At 61.0% G+C, this 21,095-nt stretch carries 15 protein-coding genes; 8 read left to right on the top strand and 7 right to left on the bottom strand.

What is annotated here, in order from left to right; all coding sequences use genetic code 11:
- Window positions 1–13: 13 nt before the first annotated feature.
- The 6 genes from N2599_RS28125 to N2599_RS28100 form a co-directional block, all read right to left on the bottom strand.
- On the bottom strand, window positions 14–1,000 hold the full coding sequence (locus N2599_RS28125) for an ABC transporter permease (RefSeq protein ID WP_027510336.1): 987 nt from the start codon (window positions 998–1,000) through the stop codon (window positions 14–16).
- Window positions 997–1,977, bottom strand: a complete 981-nt coding sequence (locus N2599_RS28120; protein ID WP_027510335.1) for an ABC transporter permease — start codon at window positions 1,975–1,977, stop codon at window positions 997–999. The genes N2599_RS28125 and N2599_RS28120 overlap by 4 nt, the downstream gene beginning before the upstream one ends.
- On the bottom strand, window positions 1,974–3,527 hold the full coding sequence (locus tag N2599_RS28115; protein ID WP_027510334.1) for a sugar ABC transporter ATP-binding protein: 1,554 nt from the start codon (window positions 3,525–3,527) through the stop codon (window positions 1,974–1,976). Before N2599_RS28115 ends, N2599_RS28120 begins: the two co-directional genes overlap by 4 nt.
- Window positions 3,528–3,608: 81 nt before the next feature.
- Window positions 3,609–4,733 (bottom strand): sugar ABC transporter substrate-binding protein, encoded by a 1,125-nt coding sequence (locus tag N2599_RS28110; protein ID WP_027510333.1) that lies wholly within the window; start codon window positions 4,731–4,733, stop codon window positions 3,609–3,611.
- 393 nt (window positions 4,734–5,126) lie between these two features.
- Window positions 5,127–6,494 (bottom strand): sigma-54-dependent transcriptional regulator, encoded by a 1,368-nt coding sequence (locus N2599_RS28105; protein ID WP_027510331.1) that lies wholly within the window; start codon window positions 6,492–6,494, stop codon window positions 5,127–5,129.
- On the bottom strand, window positions 6,491–8,353 hold the full coding sequence (locus N2599_RS28100; RefSeq protein WP_027510330.1) for a sensor histidine kinase: 1,863 nt from the start codon (window positions 8,351–8,353) through the stop codon (window positions 6,491–6,493). The genes N2599_RS28105 and N2599_RS28100 overlap by 4 nt, the downstream gene beginning before the upstream one ends.
- 238 nt (window positions 8,354–8,591) lie before the next feature.
- Here N2599_RS28100 and N2599_RS28095 point away from each other — a divergent pair, with 238 nt between their 5' ends.
- On the top strand, window positions 8,592–9,926 hold the full coding sequence (locus N2599_RS28095; RefSeq protein ID WP_027510329.1) for a dicarboxylate/amino acid:cation symporter: 1,335 nt from the start codon (window positions 8,592–8,594) through the stop codon (window positions 9,924–9,926).
- A gap of 65 nt (window positions 9,927–9,991) precedes the next feature.
- Here the strand turns inward: N2599_RS28095 and N2599_RS28090 are convergent, their stop codons facing one another.
- Entirely contained in the window at window positions 9,992–10,996 is a 1,005-nt protein-coding gene (locus N2599_RS28090; RefSeq protein ID WP_027510328.1) for a LacI family DNA-binding transcriptional regulator, read from the bottom strand.
- Between the two features lie 181 nt (window positions 10,997–11,177).
- Here N2599_RS28090 and N2599_RS28085 point away from each other — a divergent pair, with 181 nt between their 5' ends.
- From N2599_RS28085 to N2599_RS28055, 7 genes are all read left to right on the top strand, one after another.
- On the top strand, window positions 11,178–13,103 hold the full coding sequence (locus N2599_RS28085; protein ID WP_027510327.1) for an ABC transporter substrate-binding protein: 1,926 nt from the start codon (window positions 11,178–11,180) through the stop codon (window positions 13,101–13,103).
- Between the two features lie 82 nt (window positions 13,104–13,185).
- Window positions 13,186–15,294, top strand: a complete 2,109-nt coding sequence (locus N2599_RS28080) for a family 10 glycosylhydrolase (protein WP_027510326.1) — start codon at window positions 13,186–13,188, stop codon at window positions 15,292–15,294.
- Between the two features lie 108 nt (window positions 15,295–15,402).
- Window positions 15,403–16,389, top strand: a complete 987-nt coding sequence (locus tag N2599_RS28075; RefSeq protein WP_027510325.1) for an ABC transporter permease — start codon at window positions 15,403–15,405, stop codon at window positions 16,387–16,389.
- A gap of 10 nt (window positions 16,390–16,399) precedes the next feature.
- Window positions 16,400–17,590: an ABC transporter permease gene (locus tag N2599_RS28070; RefSeq protein ID WP_027510324.1), complete on the top strand. Its 1,191-nt coding sequence runs from the start codon at window positions 16,400–16,402 to the stop codon at window positions 17,588–17,590.
- 10 nt (window positions 17,591–17,600) lie between these two features.
- On the top strand, window positions 17,601–19,307 hold the full coding sequence (locus N2599_RS28065; protein WP_027510323.1) for an ABC transporter ATP-binding protein: 1,707 nt from the start codon (window positions 17,601–17,603) through the stop codon (window positions 19,305–19,307).
- Between the two features lie 11 nt (window positions 19,308–19,318).
- Window positions 19,319–20,098, top strand: a complete 780-nt coding sequence (otnI, locus tag N2599_RS28060) for a 2-oxo-tetronate isomerase (protein WP_027510322.1) — start codon at window positions 19,319–19,321, stop codon at window positions 20,096–20,098.
- Window positions 20,099–20,119: 21 nt separating this feature from the next.
- Window positions 20,120–20,995, top strand: a complete 876-nt coding sequence (locus tag N2599_RS28055; RefSeq protein WP_027510321.1) for a 2-hydroxy-3-oxopropionate reductase — start codon at window positions 20,120–20,122, stop codon at window positions 20,993–20,995.
- Window positions 20,996–21,095: the final 100 nt, after the last annotated feature.

The following is a 21,095-nucleotide window of genomic DNA, read 5'->3' as shown; positions in this document are numbered from 1 at the left end:
CAACGGGCCCAGATCACCGGTTGGCAGGGCTGCGGCCATAAAGCAGTAACATCGCGATGATGACCATGCCGTAGATGATCTGCCGCCCGGCCTCCGGCATCTGCATGACCGAGAGGATCGATTGCAGGAGCGTAATTAAGATCACGCCGGCAACCGTGCCGACATAGGAGCCCTTGCCGCCGAGAATGGATGTTCCGCCGAGCACGACGGCGGCGATCGAAGGCAGTAGATAGGTATCGCCCATCGATTGGGCCGCCTTCGATGCATAGCCGGCAAGTAGGGCGCCGCCAAAGGCGCTAAGTGCCCCGGAAGCGATGAAGGCGATGAGGACGATCCGGCGGGTGTTAATGCCGGAAAGATAGGCCGCGCTCTCCCGGTTGCCGATGCCGTAGACGGAGCGGCCGAATGTCGTACGTGTGAGGGCAAAGACCGTGCAGGCGCCGACCACTGCCCAGATGAGTACGGCGTTGGGTATGCCAGGCACAAGAAAGCCGGTTGCGAGATAACGCATCGCGGACGTTGCTGAATCCTGCGGCGAGAAACCGCCGGTATAAAGGACCATCAACCCTTGAGCGACGGCGTTGGTCGCCAGCGTGATGATCATCGAGGGGATGCGCAGATAAGCGACGCCGATCCCGTTCGTAAGCCCGATCGCCATGCCGCAGACAATGCCGAAGGGAACAGCAAGAATCTCGCCTGCAGGACCATAGGCGGCGGCCGCACAAGCCATCATTCCGCCGACGGCGACCGACCATGGAACGGAAAGATCGATCTGGCCGAGCAGGATGACGATCATCATGCCGGTGGCAATAACGCCAAGGAAGGATGCCACTTTCAACTGCTGCAGGAGATATTCCGGGGACAGGAAGCTCCTCGAATAGAAACTTCCGATGATCAGCAGGAGGATGATGCAGCCGAAGGCTGTCGCGATCGCCGGATCGAGCCGGCGCACGGATTTCGAAAGAAGGCTCACGGGCTCTTCTCGCGTTACATTGCTCATCCGAACCACTCCAGGCGATTGCGGACGCGGAACAATCCGAACGCTCCGAGGCTGACGGCGACGAGCAGCACCACGCCCTGGAACAGCGGCTGCCACAGCGGATCGAAATCGAAGACGAAAAGCAGGTCACCGATGGTGCGGAAGGCGAGCGCTCCGAAGATCGCACCGATCGCGCTACCCTTGCCGCCAAACAAGGATACGCCGCCAAGCACGACCGAGGCGATTGAAAAGAGCGTATAGGCGTTACCGCTGGCAAGAGCTGCCTCGCCGGTAAAGGTGAAGAAGGTGAGGAACAGCCCGCCGATCGAGGCAAGAAGGCCGGCCAGCGCGTAGGCTGTAAACTTGGCGCGGCGGATCGGCAGCCCGGACATGTAGGCCGCAATCTCCGACGAGCCGGATGCATAGGCCGCCCGCCCGATGATCGACCGGCTGAACGGCACCCAAATGACGAGAACGACGGCAGTCAGAGCGACCAGGCTGGCAGGTACGAGCCCGAAGACCTTGCCGGTCATGATATCGGCCAGGCCCTCATTGACCGAGCCGCCGGGAAAGGGCCGCAGCAGCAGGGCGATCCCGAAGAAGACCGCGCCCGTCGCGATGGTGGCGACAATCGGCTGCAATCTGCCATAAATGACGATCAGGCCGTTCAATGCCCCGCAGGCAAGGCCCGTGGCCAGCACGGCGATGACGCCGAAGGCCGTTTCGATCGGCGTGCCGAGGACGATCCAGGAGGCCAGCGCATTGGTGAGGATGAAGATCATGCCAACCGATAGGTCGATGCCCGCCGTGATCACGATCAGCGTCTGCGCCATCGCCACAAAGGCGAGCAGAACACCCTTGTTGGCGGCGGTCTGCACGACATTGGCCGTCAATCCGGCGGGATGATTGGAGACATAGATGGCGAACATGACGAGAAAAATGCCGGCCGCCATCAGCGTGCCGCGCCGTTCGTTCAACCGGTAACGCCATTCCTTCATGCCGCGCTCTCCGCCTTTTCGCCCTCGACGTTGAGTGCGCTGGCGACCAACGCATGCTGCGTGATGCCGCTATCCTTCAACTCGCGCACGATGCTGCCATTGTAGAATACCAGGACACGATCGCAGCAGCCGATCAGCTCGTCATAATCCGTCGAATAGAACAGGATGGCCGCGCCTGCTTCGGCAAGCCGCCGGAGCAATTGGTAGATTTCCTGTTTGGTGCCGACATCGATGCCGCGTGTCGGATCGTTGAGGAGAATGATGCGCGGCCGGCGCATCAGCCACTTGGCAATGACGACCTTTTGCTGATTGCCGCCGGAGAGCGCACCGACCGGGATGTCGAGGCCGGCCGTCTTGATCGCCAGCAACTGCACCATCTCATCGATCAACTGTTCTTCTTTTTCCCGGTCTATGACGCCCCCCTTGGAGACCCGGTCCAGAACTGCGAAGGAGAGATTTTCTCGGACTGTCATCGGCAGCATCAAACCTTCGGTCTTGCGATCCTCGGGGATGAGTGCCATGCCGATATGCCTTGAGCGCGCCGCCGCCGGACTGGCGAGCGCGACGGCCTTGCCATCAACAAGGACAGCGCCGGTTGTGCCGCGAAGTACGCCGAAAAGGGCAAGCAGCAGTTCGCGCTGCCCTTGCCCGTCCAGACCGCCAAGGCCGACGACTTCACCCTTGCCGACCGTGAGCGAAATGTCGCGCAGGCTGTCCCCCCAGCCGAGATTGCGGCATTCAAGAGGCGGAGGAGGCGTATCGGCGGCCGCTCGTGTCGGCTTCGGCGGGAAGGCGTTGCTATATTCGCGGCCGATCATCATTTCGACGATCTCGTTGTCGCTGCGCGTCCCGGCCGCAAAATGCATGACGTTGCGGCCGTTGCGCAAAACCGTGCATTCGTCGGCCAATTCGGCGATCTCCTGCATGCGGTGCGAAATATAAAGCAGCGCCAGTCCTTCCGACCTCAGCCGCCTCAATACCGAAAAGACCTTGGCGACATCTGCTGCCGTCAGCGCCGACGTTCCCTCGTCGAGGATCAGAATGCGCGGCTTCCACGCAAGCGCCTTGGCGATCTCGACGAGTTGCCGGCGCGACAATGATAGATCCTTGACCAGCGCCCGCGGATGAATGTCCTCGGCGCCTGCCCGGGCGAGCATCTCCTCGGCGACCGCACGCTGGGCCTTGCGATCGATCAGGCCGAAGCGCCGTGGCGGCGCGGCGATGCAGATGTTGTCGGCTACGCTCAAATCGGGAATGAGCGAAAGCTCCTGGAACACGCAGGTGACGCCGGCAGCAGAGGCCTCCGCGGGGGATCTGAAACTGACCGGACGTCCTTCGAGCAGCATCCGGCCCTCGTCGGGCGCGACGACGCCTGCCATGATCTTTATGAGGGTCGACTTGCCAGCGCCATTCTCGCCGAGAATGGCGTGGATCCGTCCCGGTTCCACGGCAAGCTCGGCATTTTCCAGCGCGTGAACGCCGCCGTAACGCTTCGAAACACCACTCATCTGAAAAAGGGGCGTTGCTGCCGGTATCTCTGGTGCGGTCATAAGGTTCCTCAAGGCCGGTTTTTCATGTGCGCCGCGGGCAAGGCCGCGGCGCGCCGTTCAAGCGATCGGCTTGGACCCGGTCTACTGGTTTTCCTTCGACTGCCCCATGATCTCCTGGGCCGTGAAGTTGATGCCGCAGGTCGGGAACGCGTTTCCGACGAAGAAATTGTCGGATTGGTCGGGATAGAAATCCTGGCCTGCCTTGAAATTAGGGTCTTCAACGATTGCCAGCGGCAGTTTGATGGATTGCGGCACGACCTGGCCCTCGAGCGCGGCAATCGCCGTCTTGATGGCAACCGCCACCTGTGCGGGTCCCGTGCCGGCCGACGAGCATTTCAGGCCTTCGGCGGCATGCTTGGCGCAGAACTTGCGAAAGCCGTTTTCCGTCTCTCCCCCGAAAGGCACGAACGGATGTCCGGCATCGATCATCGCCTGCACGACACCGGTATCGCCGCCCTGCGCCGTGATGCCGTCGAACTTCTTGTGCACGGCAATTGCGTCAGCGGTCGCCTTTTGCGCCGTCGGATCGTCCCATTTGCCGAGCACTTCGACGACATCCCATTTCTTGCCGGTCGCGGCGAAGGTTTCCTGGATGCCGTTGTGGCGGTCGGTGTCGACCGACGTGCCGGCCACGCCGCGCACTTCGAGGACCTTGCCACCGTCAGGCAAGTGCTTTGCCAGCCAGTTTGCCCACAATACGCCGAGACCCTTCTGGTCGACATTGACGTTGATCGCGTCTTCGGTGTCAAGAATGTTGTCGAAGGCAACCAGAATGACGCCGGCCTGTTTGGCGCGCTTGATGACCGGTCCGAATGCCGTCGGGTTCTGGGCATTGACGACGATGGCGTCATAACCTGAATCGATGAAGTTGTTGATTGCCGAGATCTGCGCGGGCACGTCCTCTCCGGTCGACACGACTTTGAACTCCTTCAGCTTGGCGGCGACGTCCGGCTGCGCCGCATAGGCCTTTGCCGTCTGAATCATCTGAATGCGCCAGGTATTGGCGATATAACCGTTGGCGAGCGCTATGCGGAATGGGCCGTCCTTCTTGGGGAACTTGAAGAATTTGGTTTCGGCCGCCCACGGCACGAAGCAGTCAGCTTCGGCCGCAGGCCCGCTGACGATTTCCGGCTCGGCAAGAACCGTGGAGTGGGAAAGCGTGAATGCAGCCGCGGCCAGGATGCCGCCGACCAGTGTCTTGTACATCGAATCCTCCCATTTGTTGCCATGTTTGGACTGGCATCGAATGGGTGCCGGCATGGTCGACGCTCCGCTGCGGATCTTGTGATCTGCAGTCGGCTGCCGGTCCGGCAAGGCATGTCGATACGCTATCCAGATGACGTCAGACGGGCTCCTCCCCGGGCGTCACGCGAGCAATGGTAGCGCTGCCAATCATGATTGTAAAGCAGCATGGAACGACCTGCTTTGCCGCGGATTTTTGCGATTCTGCAGCATTCATTTTTGCGAGTCCCGATGTCGAAATCGTGGTCGAATGGCAGGTCTTCTGCAGACCTTGCGGAAGCATTGCGCGCCAAACTCTGGCCGGCCAAGGTTTAGAGGTACGGACGCAGCCGGCTCCGGTGGCATTTGCTAGCTCTGTTAAACCTGCCCGGATTTGGATGCTGCGAACTGACTGCGGACGATGCCGTGGCGCTGTAGCTTATCGTAGAAAGTCTTGCGCGGTATGCCGAGCTCCGCAATCGTGCGGCGGACGTCGCCGTCATTGGCATCGAGCGCCTCGCGGATGATGCTGGCTTCATAGAGGTCCAGCCGTTCGGGCAGCGGAAGCACGTCGCCCATCTCAGGCGCCGCATCGGAACTATTTGCCGGAACCTGCTCAACGCCGAGAACGAAGCGTTCGGCAAAATGCGACAGCTCGCGCACGTTTCCCGGCCAGCCATGATCCTGCAAATAACGGTGGACGGCGGACGAAATCGCCGGAACCTCCCGTTTGAAGCGAGAAGCCGCACGCTCGGCAAAATGGCCAAAGAGAAGCGGAATGTCGTCGCGGCGCTCGCGAAGCGGCGGGATGGAGATAGTGACGACATTGAGCCGGTAATAGAGATCCTCGCGAAAATCACCACGCTGGCCCGGGTCTGCGAGATCCACCTTTGCCGCAGCGACAACGCGCAGGTCAACGGGCCGGACCTCATTGGTGCCGAGCGGCGTCACCTCCCGCATCTCGAGAACCCGCAGCATCTGCACCTGGGTTGAGGGCGGCATGCTCTCGATCTCGTCGAGAAAAAGCGTGCCGCCGCTTGCATGCTCGATGCGCCCGACGCGCTTCTTCTGCGCACCGGTGAAAGCGCCGGGTTCGTGGCCGAAGAGCTCGCTTTCGATGACTGTTTCGGGCAGCGCCCCGCAGTTGAGTGCAACGAAGTTGCCTGACGCCCTGCGGCTCCATCGATGCAGCAGGCTCGCGACGACTTCCTTGCCGCTGCCGGTTTCGCCCGTGACGAGCACGTCGACCTCGGTATCGGCGATCTGCCGCAACGTCCGGCGCAGCCGCTCCATGGTCGCCGTCTGGCCGATCAGCGGCAGGTCGTCGCGGGCCTGGTCGGCTGCCCGGCGCAAAGACCTGTTTTCCAGAACGAGACGGCGCTTTTCCACAGCCCTTCTGACGGCCTGGACCAGCCTGTCGGTTGCAAACGGCTTGGTGATGAAGTCGTAAGCTCCATCCTGAATGGCCTTCACCGCCATTGGAATATCGCCGTGGCCAGTGATCAGGATGACCGGCAGGTCCTCGTCTTCCTTGCGCAGGCGATTGAAAAGCTGCAGCCCGTCAATCTGCGGCATGCGGATATCGGAGACGACTGCGCCTGCAAAATCGGAGTTAAGGGCAGAAAGCGCTTCGCTCGCCGCCGAAAAGGCAGAAACATTAAAGCCCGCAAGCTCCAGCGTTTGTTTGGTGGCCCGGAGAAGGTCCTTGTCGTCGTCTATGAGAAAGATCGATAACGGATCGCTCATGCTGTTGCCCTTAGAAGGTGAACGGTAAAGCATGTGCCGTTGCCGCTGCTTGTGACATCGATCCGGCCGCCGTAATCGGCGACAATATCCTTTGAAATGACGAGACCAAGCCCGAGGCCCTTTTCCTTAGATGTCTGGAATGGTGTGAACAGCGTGTCGAGGACTGCCGGCGCAATGCCGGGACCATTGTCCGAAACAGTAATAGCGACGTGCTCGGCCGTTTCGGCAACGGATATCTCCACCTTCGCATCGTCACGGCCTTCGAGCGCCTCAAGGGCGTTCTGGAAGAGATTGATCAGGACCTGCTCCAGCCGGATTCGATTGCCGAGCACGAAAAGACCCGGCGGCGGCAGACGGATGTCGAGCGCATTCAACTGCCCGGCAAACCGGCTCTTCAGCAAGACGACGGCACCTTCGATGATGGCGCGCAGCTCGACGGGTTCGGCCGCCGTCCTTCCCTTGCGTGCAAAGGCTTTTAGTTCCTCGGTGATCGTGCCGATCCGTTCGGTGAGCTGGGCAATGGCGCCTAGATTTTCCTGGGCCGGGCTCGATTGCTTTCGCTGGAGGAAGACGCGGGCATTGTCTGCATAAGCGCGGATGGTGGCGACCGGCTGGTTGATTTCATGGGCGACGCCGGCTGCGACCTGCCCCAGGATGGCGAGCCGGTTTGCCTGCACGAGTTCCTGCTGCACGATTTGCAGCTTCTGCTCGGTATCGCGGTGATCGGAAATTTCCGCCTGTAAGTGATCGCGCGCCCGGCTCAGTTCCTCCGTCCGGGCAATGACCCGCCGTTCCAGTTCCTCGCGCATCGCCTGCTCGCCGGCGATCCTCAGTACGGAGACCTGCCGCCGTCTCAGCAAAAAAGCGGCGATTGCGAGAACGGGCAGCAAAAACGCCAGTGCAAGAAGCCGCATCTCCCGCACGGCGGAGGCAACCGGCAGTTCGGTCGGCACCAGATACTCCAGCCGCCACGGCGTCGTCGGGACGGCTGCAAAGAGGCGGAGATACTGGGCCTCTCCGCTGCCGGGCAGAACGGCAGAAACGATGGAGGCGTCCGGATTGACGGCTGCCGGATGCATGATCGGAAGCTGCGCCAGCGGTGCATCTCCGAATTGCAGGCTGCTTCGAATCGACGCGAGCTCCTGCTGCGGCACCGACCGGGTCGTCATGAAACGCCAGGAAGGGATGCTGGTGATCAGAACGACTCCGCGGTCGTCCGTCACGTAAGCCGGCCGGCTTGCATCGCGCCAGTCAGCTTCCAGACGGTCGAACTCCATCTTGACGACCACGACGCCAAGCGGGGCGGCTGCGCTCCCGACCCGACGCGAGATGTAAAGACCGGGGCGCTTGCTGACGCTGCCGAGCGCGAAGTGCTCGGCGCTGCCTTGTTCCATCGCGCGGCGGAAATAATCCCGGAACGCGTAATCGTTGCCGACGAAACTGATGGGCTCGCGCCAGTTGCTCGAAGAAACAGCGATCCCGTCCGGGCCGATGACGTAGAGCACGGCGGCTTGCGTGCCGGTGACAAGCCTTTCCAGCTTGCGGTTCAAGAGATCGGTCGCGTCGCTCTTTGCAGCCGAAAGCGCGTCGTGAACCTGTTGGTCCTCCGAAAGCAACAGCGGCAGGGCGCGAGGGCGCTCCAGCACGGCGGTCAGCAATGCGACCTTGAGATTGGCGTCGGTGCGGCTTTGGCCTTTCAGCGATTCGATGGCGGACCGGCGTCCGTAAAGTTCGGCGCCCACGAGCGCTGCCGCAACCAGGATCGCCGATGCAGCCAAGAACAGGACCCAGGCACTGCGTGCCTGCCGGGTGACGTCCTGCGGCGCTCGAAAGCCCTGCGTGGTTGATCGCTGAAGCATGGCGGAGAGTGTGCGCAATTTCGCACAAGGGTCAAATCAATTTGTGCGAAAAGACGCTCAAGCAGGCTTCCGTTCCCGGGGCGATTTTCAAGAACGTATGAGAAAACAGCGCCTTAACTGCAGAAAAGCAGACTGGCACGCCCATTGCAAAGTATCTGCAAACAGCCGGGTGGCTGTTGAATTCCAAATTTTCCGCCCCGGGAGGCCGTCATCGGTTTGGGGCTTTATGGAGGACACTATGGGTGTAGCAATTCCAGCCGCGCCGGCGCGCGGCAAAGTTCCATTCTATCGGCACCTCTATGTGCAGGTAGTTTTCGCGATCTGTGCGGGCATTCTGCTCGGGCACTTCTATCCTGAGATCGGCACGTCGCTGAAGCCGCTTGGTGACGCCTTTATCAGGCTCGTCAAGATGATCATTGCCCCGGTCATTTTCCTGACGGTCGCAACCGGTATCGCCGGCATGTCCGACCTGCAGAAGGTCGGGCGCGTCGCCGGCAAGGCGATGATCTACTTCCTCGTCTTTTCGACGCTCGCACTTGCCGTCGGTCTTATCGTCTCGAATGTCATCCAGCCGGGTGCGGGAATGCATATCGATCCGGCCACGCTCGATGCCAAGGCCGTCGCGACTTATGCCGAGAAAGCGCATGACACGACAATTACCGGCTTCCTGATGAACATCATCCCGACGACTATCGTCGGGGCTTTTGCCGACGGCGATATCCTGCAGGTGCTGTTCTTCTCGGTGCTGTTCGGCATTGCACTTGCCATGGTCGGCGATCGCGGCCGGCCGGTCGTCGATTTCCTGCATGCCGTGACGGCGCCGATCTTCCGCCTCGTGGCGATCCTGATGAAAGCAGCCCCCATCGGCGCCTTCGGTGCGATGGCGTTTACCATCGGCAAATACGGCATCGGCTCGATCGCCAACCTTGCCATGCTCATCGGCACCTTTTATCTGACGTCGCTGCTTTTCGTGCTTGTCGTGCTTGGCGCGGTTGCACGCTACAACGGCTTTTCGATCCTGGCGCTGATCCGCTACATCAAGGAAGAGCTGCTGCTGGTGCTCGGCACGTCGTCTTCGGAAGCTGCCCTTCCTGGCTTGATGGCCAAGATGGAGCGGGCCGGTTGCAAGCGTTCCGTCGTCGGTCTGGTCATCCCGACCGGCTATTCCTTCAACCTCGACGGCACCAACATCTACATGACGCTGGCAGCTCTCTTCATCGCGCAGGCGACAGACACGCCGCTTTCCCTTGCTGACCAGATCCTGCTCTTGCTCGTCGCCATGTTGAGCTCGAAGGGTGCTGCTGGCATCACCGGCGCAGGCTTCATCACGCTTGCCGCCACGCTCTCGGTCGTTCCGGCGGTTCCCGTCGCCGGTATGGCGCTCATCCTCGGCATCGACCGCTTCATGTCGGAATGCCGCGCGCTGACGAATTTCGTCGGAAACGCGGTCGCGACGGTTGTCGTCGCACGCTGGGAGAACGAACTGGACCAGACGAAATTTGCTGCGGCAATGGCCGGTGACCTGCCGGAGGAAGGCGATGCTTCCATGCCGGAACTGCAGGCTGCTGAGTAAAGACTGATCTGTCACGATCGAGACATGGCCGCGCCCTGAAGAGGGCGCGGCATTCTGCTGCCGGATCAAGCAGGAATCGAGGTCTTGCAGCGCCCAGCCGACCGCCGCTCGATGATACGGGATGCGACATGGATACGACGTGCAGGGGCACCCGGCAGCGGTGGATTTTCAATGCGTTCCAGCAGAAGCCGCAATCCGACCGCACCGCATTCCTGCCCTTCCATGCGCACTGTCGTCAACGGCGGCGAAATCTGCGTGGCGGGTGAATAGTCGCCAAAGCCCACGACAGAAATATCATCTGGAATGCGGTAACCCTGTCCAAGCAGCTCGGAGACAACTGTCAGTGCCAATCCGTCATGGGCGCAGAAAAAGGCCGTTGGTTTATCCCCTTTCTTCTGCAGCGCGCAGAAGGCATCTCCGAAACCGCTGCGCTCATCGAACTGCATAACGCTCAGTGTGACATCGGAATAAAGTTCGGCGACTTCCCGTGCACCGTAGAACCGCTCCCGGCGGCCTCTGAGGCCCGGCATGCCTTCGACATAGGCAATCGAGCGATGCCCCAGATCGATGAGATACTGGAGCACGGCCTGACCTGCCTCATGATCGGTTCCCGTCACCTGGTCGGCCGGTTCCAGCGGATCGACCCAGCCGAACCTCACGATCGGCGCTCCCGTTGCCGTTATCGCGGCAACGGCCTCGCGGTCATGGGGGCCGACAAGCAGCAGGCCTGCGCAGGAGCGGGCGAGTTCTTCAAGCTGGCCGGGATTGTGGGTCCAGCGGAAACGCAGCCCCATTCCCAGGCGATGCGCTTCCCCTTGCACGCCATTCTGGATCTGCATGTAAAGCTCGCTGTTCAATGGATCGGCGTCGTGGAACACGACGGCGATATCGTTGGATGCAGCCGGGCTCACCGGCTTGATATAGCCCAGGCGCTCGGCGGTTTCGCGGATCAGCGCCCGCGTGGTCTCGCTGACGCCGCTTTTGCCGGCGAGCGAGCGCGACACGGCGTATTTCGACAGGCCGACCTCGCGCGCGATCGTCTGCAATGTTACCCGGCCCCTGCTTCCCATCCATTTGCTCTTTCAATCGCCGTTCAGTCTGCCGCTTGGGCATCGTGCGCATAACGACATCGATTTTTGGCAATAACAGAACATAACGCTTTACCTAACAATATCCAAATGTATTCTTCCTTTATCCGAGGCCCAGAACCAAAAATAACGCTAAGGGCATGGATTCTTGGAGGAGAAACCTATGATCAAGCTGAAACGTCGTGCGTTTCTGGCCGGGACCTCGGCCGTTCTCGTTTTGCCGGCACTGCCGGCTTTCGCCGCCGACTTCAACGAAGCGGATATTCTCAAGGACAAGGTTTCGAGCGGCGCCATCCCGCCTCTTAAGGATCGGCTGCCGGAAAATCCGCTGGTCATCAAGCCGGTCGAAAGCGTCGGCAAATATGGGGGCGACTGGAATATGGCGCTGGTCGGGGGCGGATCGCTGTCGATGCTTTTTCGTTATCAGGCCTATGAACCCCTGCTGCGTTATACCCCCGATTGGTCGGGGGTGACGCCGAATGTCGCTGAATCGTTTGAAGTCGACGCGGAATCAAAGGTTTATACGGTTCGCCTGCGCAAAGGCATGAAATGGTCGGACGGTCATCCCTACACGACGGCAGACATCAAATTCTGGTATGATACGGTCTTCAGCGACAAACGCGTCGCCTTCGTCGGCCAGGATCATTGGAAATCGGGCGGCAAGCCGGCGATGCTCGATATTGTCGATGAGCAGACGTTCAAGGTGACTTTCGAAAAGCCGAACGGTTTGTTCCCGTTGCAGGTTGCCTGGGCCAATGCCGACCAGACGACGCGTTGCCCGAAGCACTATCTCGAGCAGTTCCATATCGACTACAATCCCAAAGCCGACGAGCTTGCCAGGCAGCGTGGTTTTGAAAGCTGGATAGCCTCCTTCCAGGCTGCCGCCGGCTTCCAGGACGATAATGCCTTTTTTCTGAACTCCTCGAAGAAGCCCTGCCTGCATGCATGGATGTTCATCATCGCGCCCGGCGAAAACACCGAACGCGCCGTCGCCGAGCGCAATCCCTATTATTGGAAGGTCGATACAGAGGGTAACCAACTGCCGTACATGGATCGGATCATCTACCAGATGGTTGCCGACCCGCAGGTTCTGCTCTTGAAAGCCATGCAGGGCGAAGTCGACCTGATGGACCAGTATATCGCAACGCCGAACAATAAATCGGTGCTCTACGATGCGCGCGCTCAGGGCGATTACGACTTCTATACGCTGACGTCGACCGAAGCCAATGTGATGAACTTCATATTCAATCTGAACCACAATGACGAGACGAAGCGGAAGCTCTTTCGAAACAAGGACTTCCGGGGGGCACTTTCAACGGCGCTCGATCGCCAGTCGCTGATCGATGCCGTGCTTGTCGGGCAGGGCGCACCGGCGCAACCGTCGATCAAGAAGGAAGATCCGCTCTATAACGAGCAGCTTGCCACGCAGTTCACGGCCTATGACGTCGACAAGGCGAATGCCATGCTCGATCAGATCGTGCCGAAGCGCGATGATCAGAATTTCCGCCTGGACGAAGAGGGACGGCGTTTGACGATCATCTTCGAGATCGATCAGGCACGTGCCGTCTTCCTCGATCTCTTCCAATTGGTCATTCCGATGTTCCAGGCGGTGGGCATAGACGCGCAGATGCGCACCATGGACCGTTCGCTCTGGGAAACGCGCGTGCGCCAGGGCCGCGATTTCGATGCGACCGCCCACCAGTTCGGCGCAAACGGCGGCGTCGCGGCCATGCTCGACCCGCGCTACTACGTGCCGACGGATGCAAACGCCATGTATGCTCCGGCCTGGCAACTCTGGTACCGCGATCGGGGCAATGCCAATGCCGAAGAACCACCGGTAGAAACGAAAAGCCAGCTTGAGCTGTACGACAAGCTCAAAGCGACCTCCGACCCCGCCGGCCAGCGCGAGGTCATGAAGCAGATCCTGCAAGGGGCTGCCGACAACTTTTATGTTTTCGGCGTTTCGTTGCCGCCCGACGGCTACGGCATCGTCAAGAACAGCATGAAGAACATCACCAGGACCATGCCGAACTCCTTCGGCTGGCCGACACCCGCTCCGACCATGCCGGAGCAGTTCTACAAGGTCTGACGGCCTGAACGAGATACAACTTCGGCGCCGGCCATGCGGTCGGCGCCGAAGCCTCCCTTTGCCGAATGATTGGACAAAGACGATGCTCGACGCCAAAAGACAGAACACCGACACGCTGCGGACGCCGGACTGGTTTACGACAGCAACCCGCTGGACCCAGCTTACCTTCGTGGAGGACGATCCGGAGAAATACGACCCGGCCTTCTGGATTGATGTCTTCAGGCGCACGAAATCCAACGCCGTCTGCCTCAGCGCCGGCGGCTACGTCGCTTATTATCCGAGCGAAGTGCCTTATCACTATGTCAGCAAGTATTTGGGCGACAAGGATATCTTCGGCGCGCTTGTCGAGGCCGCCCGCAAGCTTGATATGCATGTGATGGCCCGCGTCGATCCGCATGCGATTCATGAGGATGCGGCCAAAGCCCATCCCGAATGGGTGATGGTCAATGCCGACGGCACGCCGCGGCGCCACTGGGCCTATCCCGATGTCTGGGTGACGAATGCCTATGGCGCCTACAATACCGTCTTCATGCCGGAGGTCGTCAAGGAGATCGTCCGCAAATATGATATCGACGCCGTCTTTGCCAACCGGTGGCAAGGCCACGGCATCGACTACAGCGAAGACAGCGCCCGCCGCTTCAAGGATATGTTCGGCCATGCTCTGCCGAAGAAGCCGGATGCCGAAGATCCCGCCTGGCAGGCATGGGTGCAGTGGCGCCGCCGGGTACTGACCGACATGATCGTTCAATGGGACGAAGCCGTGAAGGCGATCCGGCCGCATGCAAGCTTCATCCCCAATATGGGCGGCGCCTCGCTGATGGAGTTTGACCTCTCGGTCATCGCCAAGCACTGCCCCTTCCTCGTCGTCGATCACCAAGGCCGCAAGGGACTGGAACTCGGCTGGTCAGCCGGGCGCAACGGCAAGCGCATCCGCGCCACGTTTCAGGATCGTCCCGTGGTGCTCATCACCTCGATCGGCCCGGAAGAGGAATATCGCTGGAAGGATGCGGTGACGTCCGGCGAGGAGATGCAGCTCTGGATCAACGACGGCACGGCACATGGTCTTTATGCCTGGTTCACCAAATTCAACGGCGTTGTGCCGGACAAGCGCTGGGTCGAACCGGTTGCCGACGCTTTCGCCCTGCAGGCCGCTGTCGAGCCGGTGCTCGAAAGCATGAAGCCGGTGGCCGAAGTCGCGGTCATCGATCCCTCGACGACGCTGCGCCACTGGGCGCCGGAAGAAAGGCATGCCGCTGAAAAGCACGATCTCGGCGTCTATCACGCCCTCGTTGAAGCGCGTCTGCCCTTCGAGCTGCTCTCGGATCAGGTCCTGAGCGAGCAAAATCTCGACCGCTTCAAGCTGATCATTCTCGCCAACGCGGCCTGCCTGTCGGATGCGCAATGCGGCGCCGTCCGTGCCTATGTCGACCGCGGCGGCAGCGTGATTGCGGCTTACGAAACCTCGTTGCGCGACGAATTCGGCCGCAGGCGTGACGAATTCGGCCTTTCGGACCTCTTCGGCGCGAAATTCGTCTCCGGCCCACGCGGCATCGTCAAGAACACCTATGTCGCGCTCGCCGGCGACCATCCGCTCAATGCGGGCTTTGGCGGGGCCGAACGTATCATGGGCGGCACACGGCTGATCGACGTCCAACCGGCCGGCGATGCGAAGACCCCCTTTCTATATGTTCCGGATTTTCCCGATCTGCCGATGGAGGAGGTCTATCCGCGCAAAGCGCCGGAAGGCGCTGCCGTCATCGCTCGCGAAACCGGCAAGGGCGGCCGTTCGGTTTACTTTCCCTGGAATGTCGGCGAAATTTTCTGGGAGGTTTTCGCCGTCGACCACGCCCGGCTTCTCGCCAATGCCGTTCGCTGGGCGCTTGGCAAGACGCCGCGCGTTACCGTCGCCGGTCCCGGGGTCGTCGATTTGGCGCTGCGCGAAAATGCCGACGGTATCGCGCTCAGCCTCTTCAACCTCACCAACCCGATGATGATGAAAGGTCCGATACGCGAAAATTACCCTCTGGGGGGGCAGACCGTCTCGGTGGAGATTCCTGAAGGAAAATCTGTGGCGAAGGCCTGGCTCGTAGTGGCCGACCGTGCCGCGAGCTTCAGCATCAAGGATGGCCGCGCTGAGGTGGAGGTGCCGGGCATCGAACGGCTTGAGGTCGTGCATATCACCTGGAACTGAAGTGACAGACTGATGCCGGAGGAGTGCTTTCGGCCTGGTGGGGCCGAAAGCGGACGGAGGTCCGAAGGAAGCGCCTGACCGGCGTTCTCAACGGGAGGAGAACATCCGATGCTTGGCTATATATTCAAGCGCCTGCTCTACATGATCCCGACCTTGTTCGGCATGTCGCTGATCTCGTTCCTGATCATCCAGCTGCCGCCGGGCGACTATCTGACGTCGATGATCGCCACCATGAGCGACAGCGGCCAGACCGTGGATCCGGCCCAGATCGAACGGCTGAAGGAGATCTACGGCTTCGACGATCCCTTCTATATCCAGTATCTGAAGTGGATATGGGGTATCCTCAGCCGGGGCGACTTTGGTCATTCCTTCGAATGGAACCAGCCCGTCTCTGGCCTCATCTGGGTGCGCATGGGCTCGACGCTGGTCATCTCGCTGCTGAGCCTGCTTTTCGTCTGGATCGTTGCGCTGCCGATCGGCATCTATTCGGCCGTGCGCCGTCAGTCGCTCGCTGACCACGTCTTCACCTTCTTCGGCTTCATCGGCCTTGCGGTGCCGAACTTCATCCTGGCGCTGACGCTGATGTACGTCGCCTACAAATATCTCGGTCAGAGCGTCGGCGGCCTGAACTCTCCGCAATATACCGGAGCGCCATGGAGCCTCGCGAAGATTGGCGATTTCCTGGCGCATCTCTGGATACCGATCATCATCATCGGCGCGTCGGGAACGGCGGCGCTGATCCGCATCCTGCGCGCCAATCTGACGGACGAATTGCACAAGCCCTATGTGATCACCGCCCGCGCCAAGGGTCTGCCGGAATACAAGGTCATCCTCAAATACCCGGTCCGCATCGCACTCAATCCCTTCGTCTCGGCGATCGGCTGGGTGCTGCCGCATCTTGTCTCCGGCGTGACAATCACCGCGATCGTCCTCAACCTGCCGACCGCTGGGCCGCTGCTCTTCAGGGCTCTCATCTCGCAGGACATGTATCTCGCCGGCAGCTTCATTCTGCTATTGAGTGCGCTGACCCTCGTCGGCATGCTGCTGTCCGACCTCCTTCTTGCGCTGCTCGACCCGCGCATCCGGTTCAATTGAGGAGGCCGACATGAGCGTTCGCGAGACATTGGGAAAGCATTCCGAACCGTCGCTGATCACTGTCGATGGACCGTCGATCAGCCCGCTGAAGGAGGGCAGGGCGATCTCGACGGCTGCGGTCGGGCCATGGCGGCTGGTGGCCGGCAAGCTGGTCCGCCAGAAAGTGGCGATGGCAGCAGGCGCCATCATCCTCCTGCTCTATCTGGTCGGCCTCTTTGCCGAATTCCTGGCGCCGGCTCTGCCGATGACCTCGCGCCCGCAGTACACTTACGCCCCGCCGCAGGGCCTCAGCCTCTTCGTGACGAAACCGGACGGCAGTTCCGAGTTCAATTTCCACGTGAAGGGCTACAAGGTCGAGATCGACAAGGTGGCCCTGCGCCGCACCTTCGTCGTCGATGATACCAAGGTCGTGCCGGTCGGCTTCTTCGTTAAGGGTCCGCTCTACAGGCTCTGGGGCCTAATTCCGACGGAGCGTCATCTGATCGGCCCGATCAACCGGAGCGATCCGATGTATCTGCTCGGCGCCGACCGGCTCGGCCGTGACGTATTCTCGCGGCTGATCTACGGCACTCGCGTGTCCATGTCGATCGGCCTCGTCGGCGTCGCCATGTCGCTGATCCTGGGTGTCGTGCTCGGCTCCATTTCCGGCTTCTACGGCGGCTGGGTCGATACGGTCATCCAGCGCATCATAGAGGTGGTCAGCGCCATGCCGACCATTCCCCTCTGGCTGGGTCTGGCAGCGGCGATCCCACTGACCTGGTCACCGGTCAACGTCTATTTCGTCATCACCATCATCGTCTCGCTGCTTGGCTGGACAAGTCTCGCCCGCGAGGTGCGGGGACGGTTTCTGGCACTGCGCAGCGAGGATTTCGTCACCGCCGCAAGGCTCGACGGCTCAAGCGAGACGCGGCTGATCTTCCGCCACATCCTGCCGTCGCTGACGAGCCACATCCTGGCCGTCGTGACACTTGCCGTGCCGACGATGATTGTTGCCGAGACCTCGCTTTCCTTCCTCGGCATCGGGTTGAAACCACCGGTGGTGAGCTGGGGCGTGCTGCTGCAGGACGCTCAGAATATTCGCACGGTCGCGACGGCTCCATGGCTGCTGATATGGCCGTCGCTCGCAGTGGTCATTGCCGTGCTTTCCTTCAACTTCTTCGGCGACGGCCTTCGCGATGCCGCCGACCCCTACGACAATTAAGGAGGAAACGATGGCCGATCTTCCCGAAGATGTCGTCCTCTCCGTCGAGAACCTCTCGATCGATTTTAAGCTCAGGACACATGTCCTGCACGCTGTCCAGAATGTCAGTTTCCAGTTGAAGCGCGGCCAGACGCTCTGCCTCGTCGGCGAGAGCGGCTCGGGCAAAAGCGTAACCGCCCGCTCGCTGCTGCAGATCGTTGACAGGCCTGGCCGCATCGCCGACGGGAAGATCCTGCTGCGCAATGGCGGCGAGGTCACCGATATCGCGACGCTTTTCCCCGGCAGCAGGCCGATGCGCGCAATCCGGGGGCGGCGCATCGGCTTGATATTCCAGGAACCGATGAGTTCGCTTTCACCGGTACACACGATCGGCTCGCAGATCATCGAGGCCATTCGCGTCCACAGCGATGTCGACAAATCCACCGCGCGGGCGAGAACGATCGATCTGCTGCGCCAGGTCGAAATTCCAAATCCGGACCAGATGGCCGATCGATACACCTTCGAATTCTCCGGCGGCATGCGCCAGCGCGCCCTGATCGCCATGGCGCTCGCCGGAAATCCGGACATCCTGATTGCCGACGAGCCGACGACGGCGCTCGATGTCACGACGCAAGCCGAAATCCTCGACCTCATCAAGCGCCTGCAGGTCAGCCGTGGAATGGCGATGCTGCTGATCACCCATGACATGGGCATTGTCGCCGAGGTGGCCGACGAGGTTGCCGTCATGCGCTTCGGCCGCATCGTCGAACGCGGTCCGGTCGATGCGATTTATCATGCCGCCGAACATCCCTATACGCGTGAGCTCCTTGCCTCGACGGTCAAGCTCACGCACCACGTCGAAGGCAAAGTGCCGGCCGTTGCGCTGTCTGCGGCGCCGCAGCCGATCCTTTCTGTCCGCAATCTCAGCAAGATCTACGGCTGGCACGGCAAGGCGAACGCGCTGCGTGCCGTCGACGACGCCAACTTCGATCTCTATCCCGGTGAAAATCTCGGCATCGTCGGCGAGAGCGGCTCCGGCAAGACGACGCTCGGCCGTCTCATCCTGCGCACCGTCGAGCCGACCGGCGGCAGCATAACATATCGCGGCAAGGACGGCGGCGCGATCGACGTCACCACGCTAACGAAGCGCGAGCTTCGCAGCTTCCACCGCGAAGTCCGCCTCATCTTCCAGGATCCCTTCGCCTCGCTCAATCCGCGCATGACCGTCAAAGAGGTGATCGGTGATCCGCTGGTCGTCAACGGCCTTGCCAAGGGCAGGGCGCTGGAGGATCGCGTGGCCGAATTGATGCGCATGGTCGGCCTCGACCCGATCGGCATGGAACGGTATCCGCACGCCTTTTCGGGCGGTCAGCGTCAGCGTATCGGCATCGCCCGGGCGCTTGCCCTTGATCCGCGTATCATCATTGCCGATGAAGCCACCTCGGCGCTCGATGTCTCGATCCGCAGCCAGATCCTCGACCTTTTGCTCGACATTCGCCAGCGGCTGAACCTGAGCTTCATATTCATCTCGCACGACATTTCCGTGGTGCGCTACTTCTGCGACCGCGTCGCCGTCATGCATCGCGGCAGGATCGTCGAGCTCGGCGAGGCCGAGCAGATCTGCACCGCGCCGCAGGAGGCTTATACCAAAAGCCTTATCTCCGCCGTTCCCAATCCCGATCCGCGCAACAAGCGCATGCTTCATCGGCATCGCTTCGTCGCACCCGCCAATGCCTGAGGATAAACGCAGTGCCGAAATTCTCCGCCAATCTTTCGTTCCTCTATCAGGATTTGCCCTTCCTCGACCGCTTCGCCGCAGCGGCCAGGGATGGCTTCGGAGCGCTCGAATATCTCGGTCCCTATGCCGAGCCGAAGGAAAAGGTTGCAGATGCCTTGAAGGCAAGCGGCCTGAAACAGGCGCTCTTCAACGTGCCGTCTGGCGACTGGGCCGGCGGCGAGCGTGGCATCGCCTGTCTGCCGGACCGCGTGGAGGAGTTCCGCGCCGGCATCTCGCTTGCTCTCGATTATGCCAAGGTGCTCGATTGCAGACAGGTCAATGTCATTTCCGGCCTGGTGCCGGAAGGTGCCGATCTCGAAATGCTGGAGAAAGTGCTTGTCGGCAATCTCAAAAACGCTGCGGCGCGCTGTGCCGACGCCGGCATCAAGCTCTTGATCGAGCCGATCAACCTGCGCGACATTCCGGGTTTCTTCCTGTCGAGCACGGCACATGCCGAGCGCATCCTCGAAAAAGCCGGCTCGGACAATCTCTACATCCAGTATGATTTCTACCACATGCAGATCATGCAGGGAGACCTGATCCCGACCTTCGTCCGGCTCAAGGAGAAGATCGCCCATGTGCAGATCGCCGACAATCCGGGCCGGGGCGAGCCCGGCACGGGCGAAATCAACTATGGTTTTACTCTCTCCGAACTCGACCGCCTGGGTTACGACGGTTGGGTGGGCTGCGAGTATAGGCCGAAGGCCGGCACCCGCGAGGGCCTCGGATGGATGAAGCCTTACCTAACGTGAGCAAGCGGAAGTGAGAAGACCATGAACATCGGATTTATTGGACTGGGCGTCATGGGGCGTCCGATGGCGGAACACCTGATCGATGCCGGCCACACATTGCATCTGAGCCGCGTCAGGGAAGCCTCGCAGCATCTCGTCGCCAAAGGTGGCATCGCCGCGGCAAACGCCAGGGCGGTCGCAGAAGTCGCCGACATCGTAATCCTGATGCTGCCGGACACACCGGACGTCGAAGCCGTCCTCTTTAGCGAAAATGGTGTCGCTTCAGGGCTTTCGACCGGAAAGCTCATCATTGACATGAGCTCAATCTCGCCGGTTGCCACCAAGGCCTTTGCCGCGCGGATCGGGGCTCTGGGCTGCGACTATCTGGACGCACCGGTCTCCGGCGGCGAGGTTGGCGCCAAGGCCGCCTCGCTGACGATCATGGTCGGCGGCAAGCAGGAGGCTTTCGAGCGCGCACGGCCACTGCTTGCGACGATGGGCAAGACCATCACACTGGTCGGCGGGGTGGGCGACGGGCAGACGGCGAAGGTCGCCAACCAGATCATCGTCGGGCTGACGATCGAGGCGGTTGGCGAAGCGCTGCTTTTTGCCAAAAGAGCTGGCGCCGATCCGGCCAGGGTGCGTGCTGCGCTGATGGGAGGCTTTGCCGCCTCGCGAATCCTTGAGGTGCATGGCGAGCGCATGGTCAACGAGACTTTTGAGCCCGGCTTTCGGATCCGCCTGCACCGCAAGGACCTGACGCTCGCGATCGACGCCGCCCGCGCGCTTGATCTCGCGCTGCCGAACACGGCAGCGACGCAACAGCTGATGAATGCAGCGGTCGCCAATGGCGACGGCGAGCGCGACCATTCCGCCCTTATCCGCACGCTCGAGCTTCTCGCCGGAGGGCCGCGCTAGAAAAAAGCTTTCAAAACCACCGGACAGACCCTTCGAATGCCCGCGAGCCGGAACTTCCTCCGGACGGCGAAGCCTTGCCCGGACTCGATTGAAAAGGACA

It is taken from the genome of Rhizobium sullae, from assembly GCF_025200715.1.
GTDB classification, from domain to species: Bacteria; Pseudomonadota; Alphaproteobacteria; order Rhizobiales; family Rhizobiaceae; genus Rhizobium; species Rhizobium sullae.
This window is presented reverse-complemented; position numbering and strand designations above follow the sequence as displayed.

Bases quoted from the DNA above. Each gene is read 5' to 3' on its own strand.
- N2599_RS28095 (WP_027510329.1), top strand. From the start codon at position 8,592: ATGGGTGTAGCAATTCCAGCCGCGCCGGCGCGCGGCAAAGTTCCATTC.
- N2599_RS28115 (WP_027510334.1), bottom strand. From the start codon at position 3,527: ATGACCGCACCAGAGATACCGGCAGCAACGCCCCTTTTTCAGATGAGT.
- N2599_RS28075 (WP_027510325.1), top strand. From the start codon at position 15,403: ATGCTTGGCTATATATTCAAGCGCCTGCTCTACATGATCCCGACCTTG.
- N2599_RS28065 (WP_027510323.1), top strand. From the start codon at position 17,601: ATGGCCGATCTTCCCGAAGATGTCGTCCTCTCCGTCGAGAACCTCTCG.
- N2599_RS28070 (WP_027510324.1), top strand. From the start codon at position 16,400: ATGAGCGTTCGCGAGACATTGGGAAAGCATTCCGAACCGTCGCTGATC.
- N2599_RS28100 (WP_027510330.1), bottom strand. From the start codon at position 8,353: ATGCTTCAGCGATCAACCACGCAGGGCTTTCGAGCGCCGCAGGACGTC.
- N2599_RS28125 (WP_027510336.1), bottom strand. From the start codon at position 1,000: ATGAGCAATGTAACGCGAGAAGAGCCCGTGAGCCTTCTTTCGAAATCC.
- N2599_RS28055 (WP_027510321.1), top strand. From the start codon at position 20,120: ATGAACATCGGATTTATTGGACTGGGCGTCATGGGGCGTCCGATGGCG.
- N2599_RS28085 (WP_027510327.1), top strand. From the start codon at position 11,178: ATGATCAAGCTGAAACGTCGTGCGTTTCTGGCCGGGACCTCGGCCGTT.
- N2599_RS28120 (WP_027510335.1), bottom strand. From the start codon at position 1,977: ATGAAGGAATGGCGTTACCGGTTGAACGAACGGCGCGGCACGCTGATG.
- N2599_RS28105 (WP_027510331.1), bottom strand. From the start codon at position 6,494: ATGAGCGATCCGTTATCGATCTTTCTCATAGACGACGACAAGGACCTT.
- N2599_RS28110 (WP_027510333.1), bottom strand. From the start codon at position 4,733: ATGTACAAGACACTGGTCGGCGGCATCCTGGCCGCGGCTGCATTCACG.
- N2599_RS28090 (WP_027510328.1), bottom strand. From the start codon at position 10,996: ATGGGAAGCAGGGGCCGGGTAACATTGCAGACGATCGCGCGCGAGGTC.
- N2599_RS28080 (WP_027510326.1), top strand. From the start codon at position 13,186: ATGCTCGACGCCAAAAGACAGAACACCGACACGCTGCGGACGCCGGAC.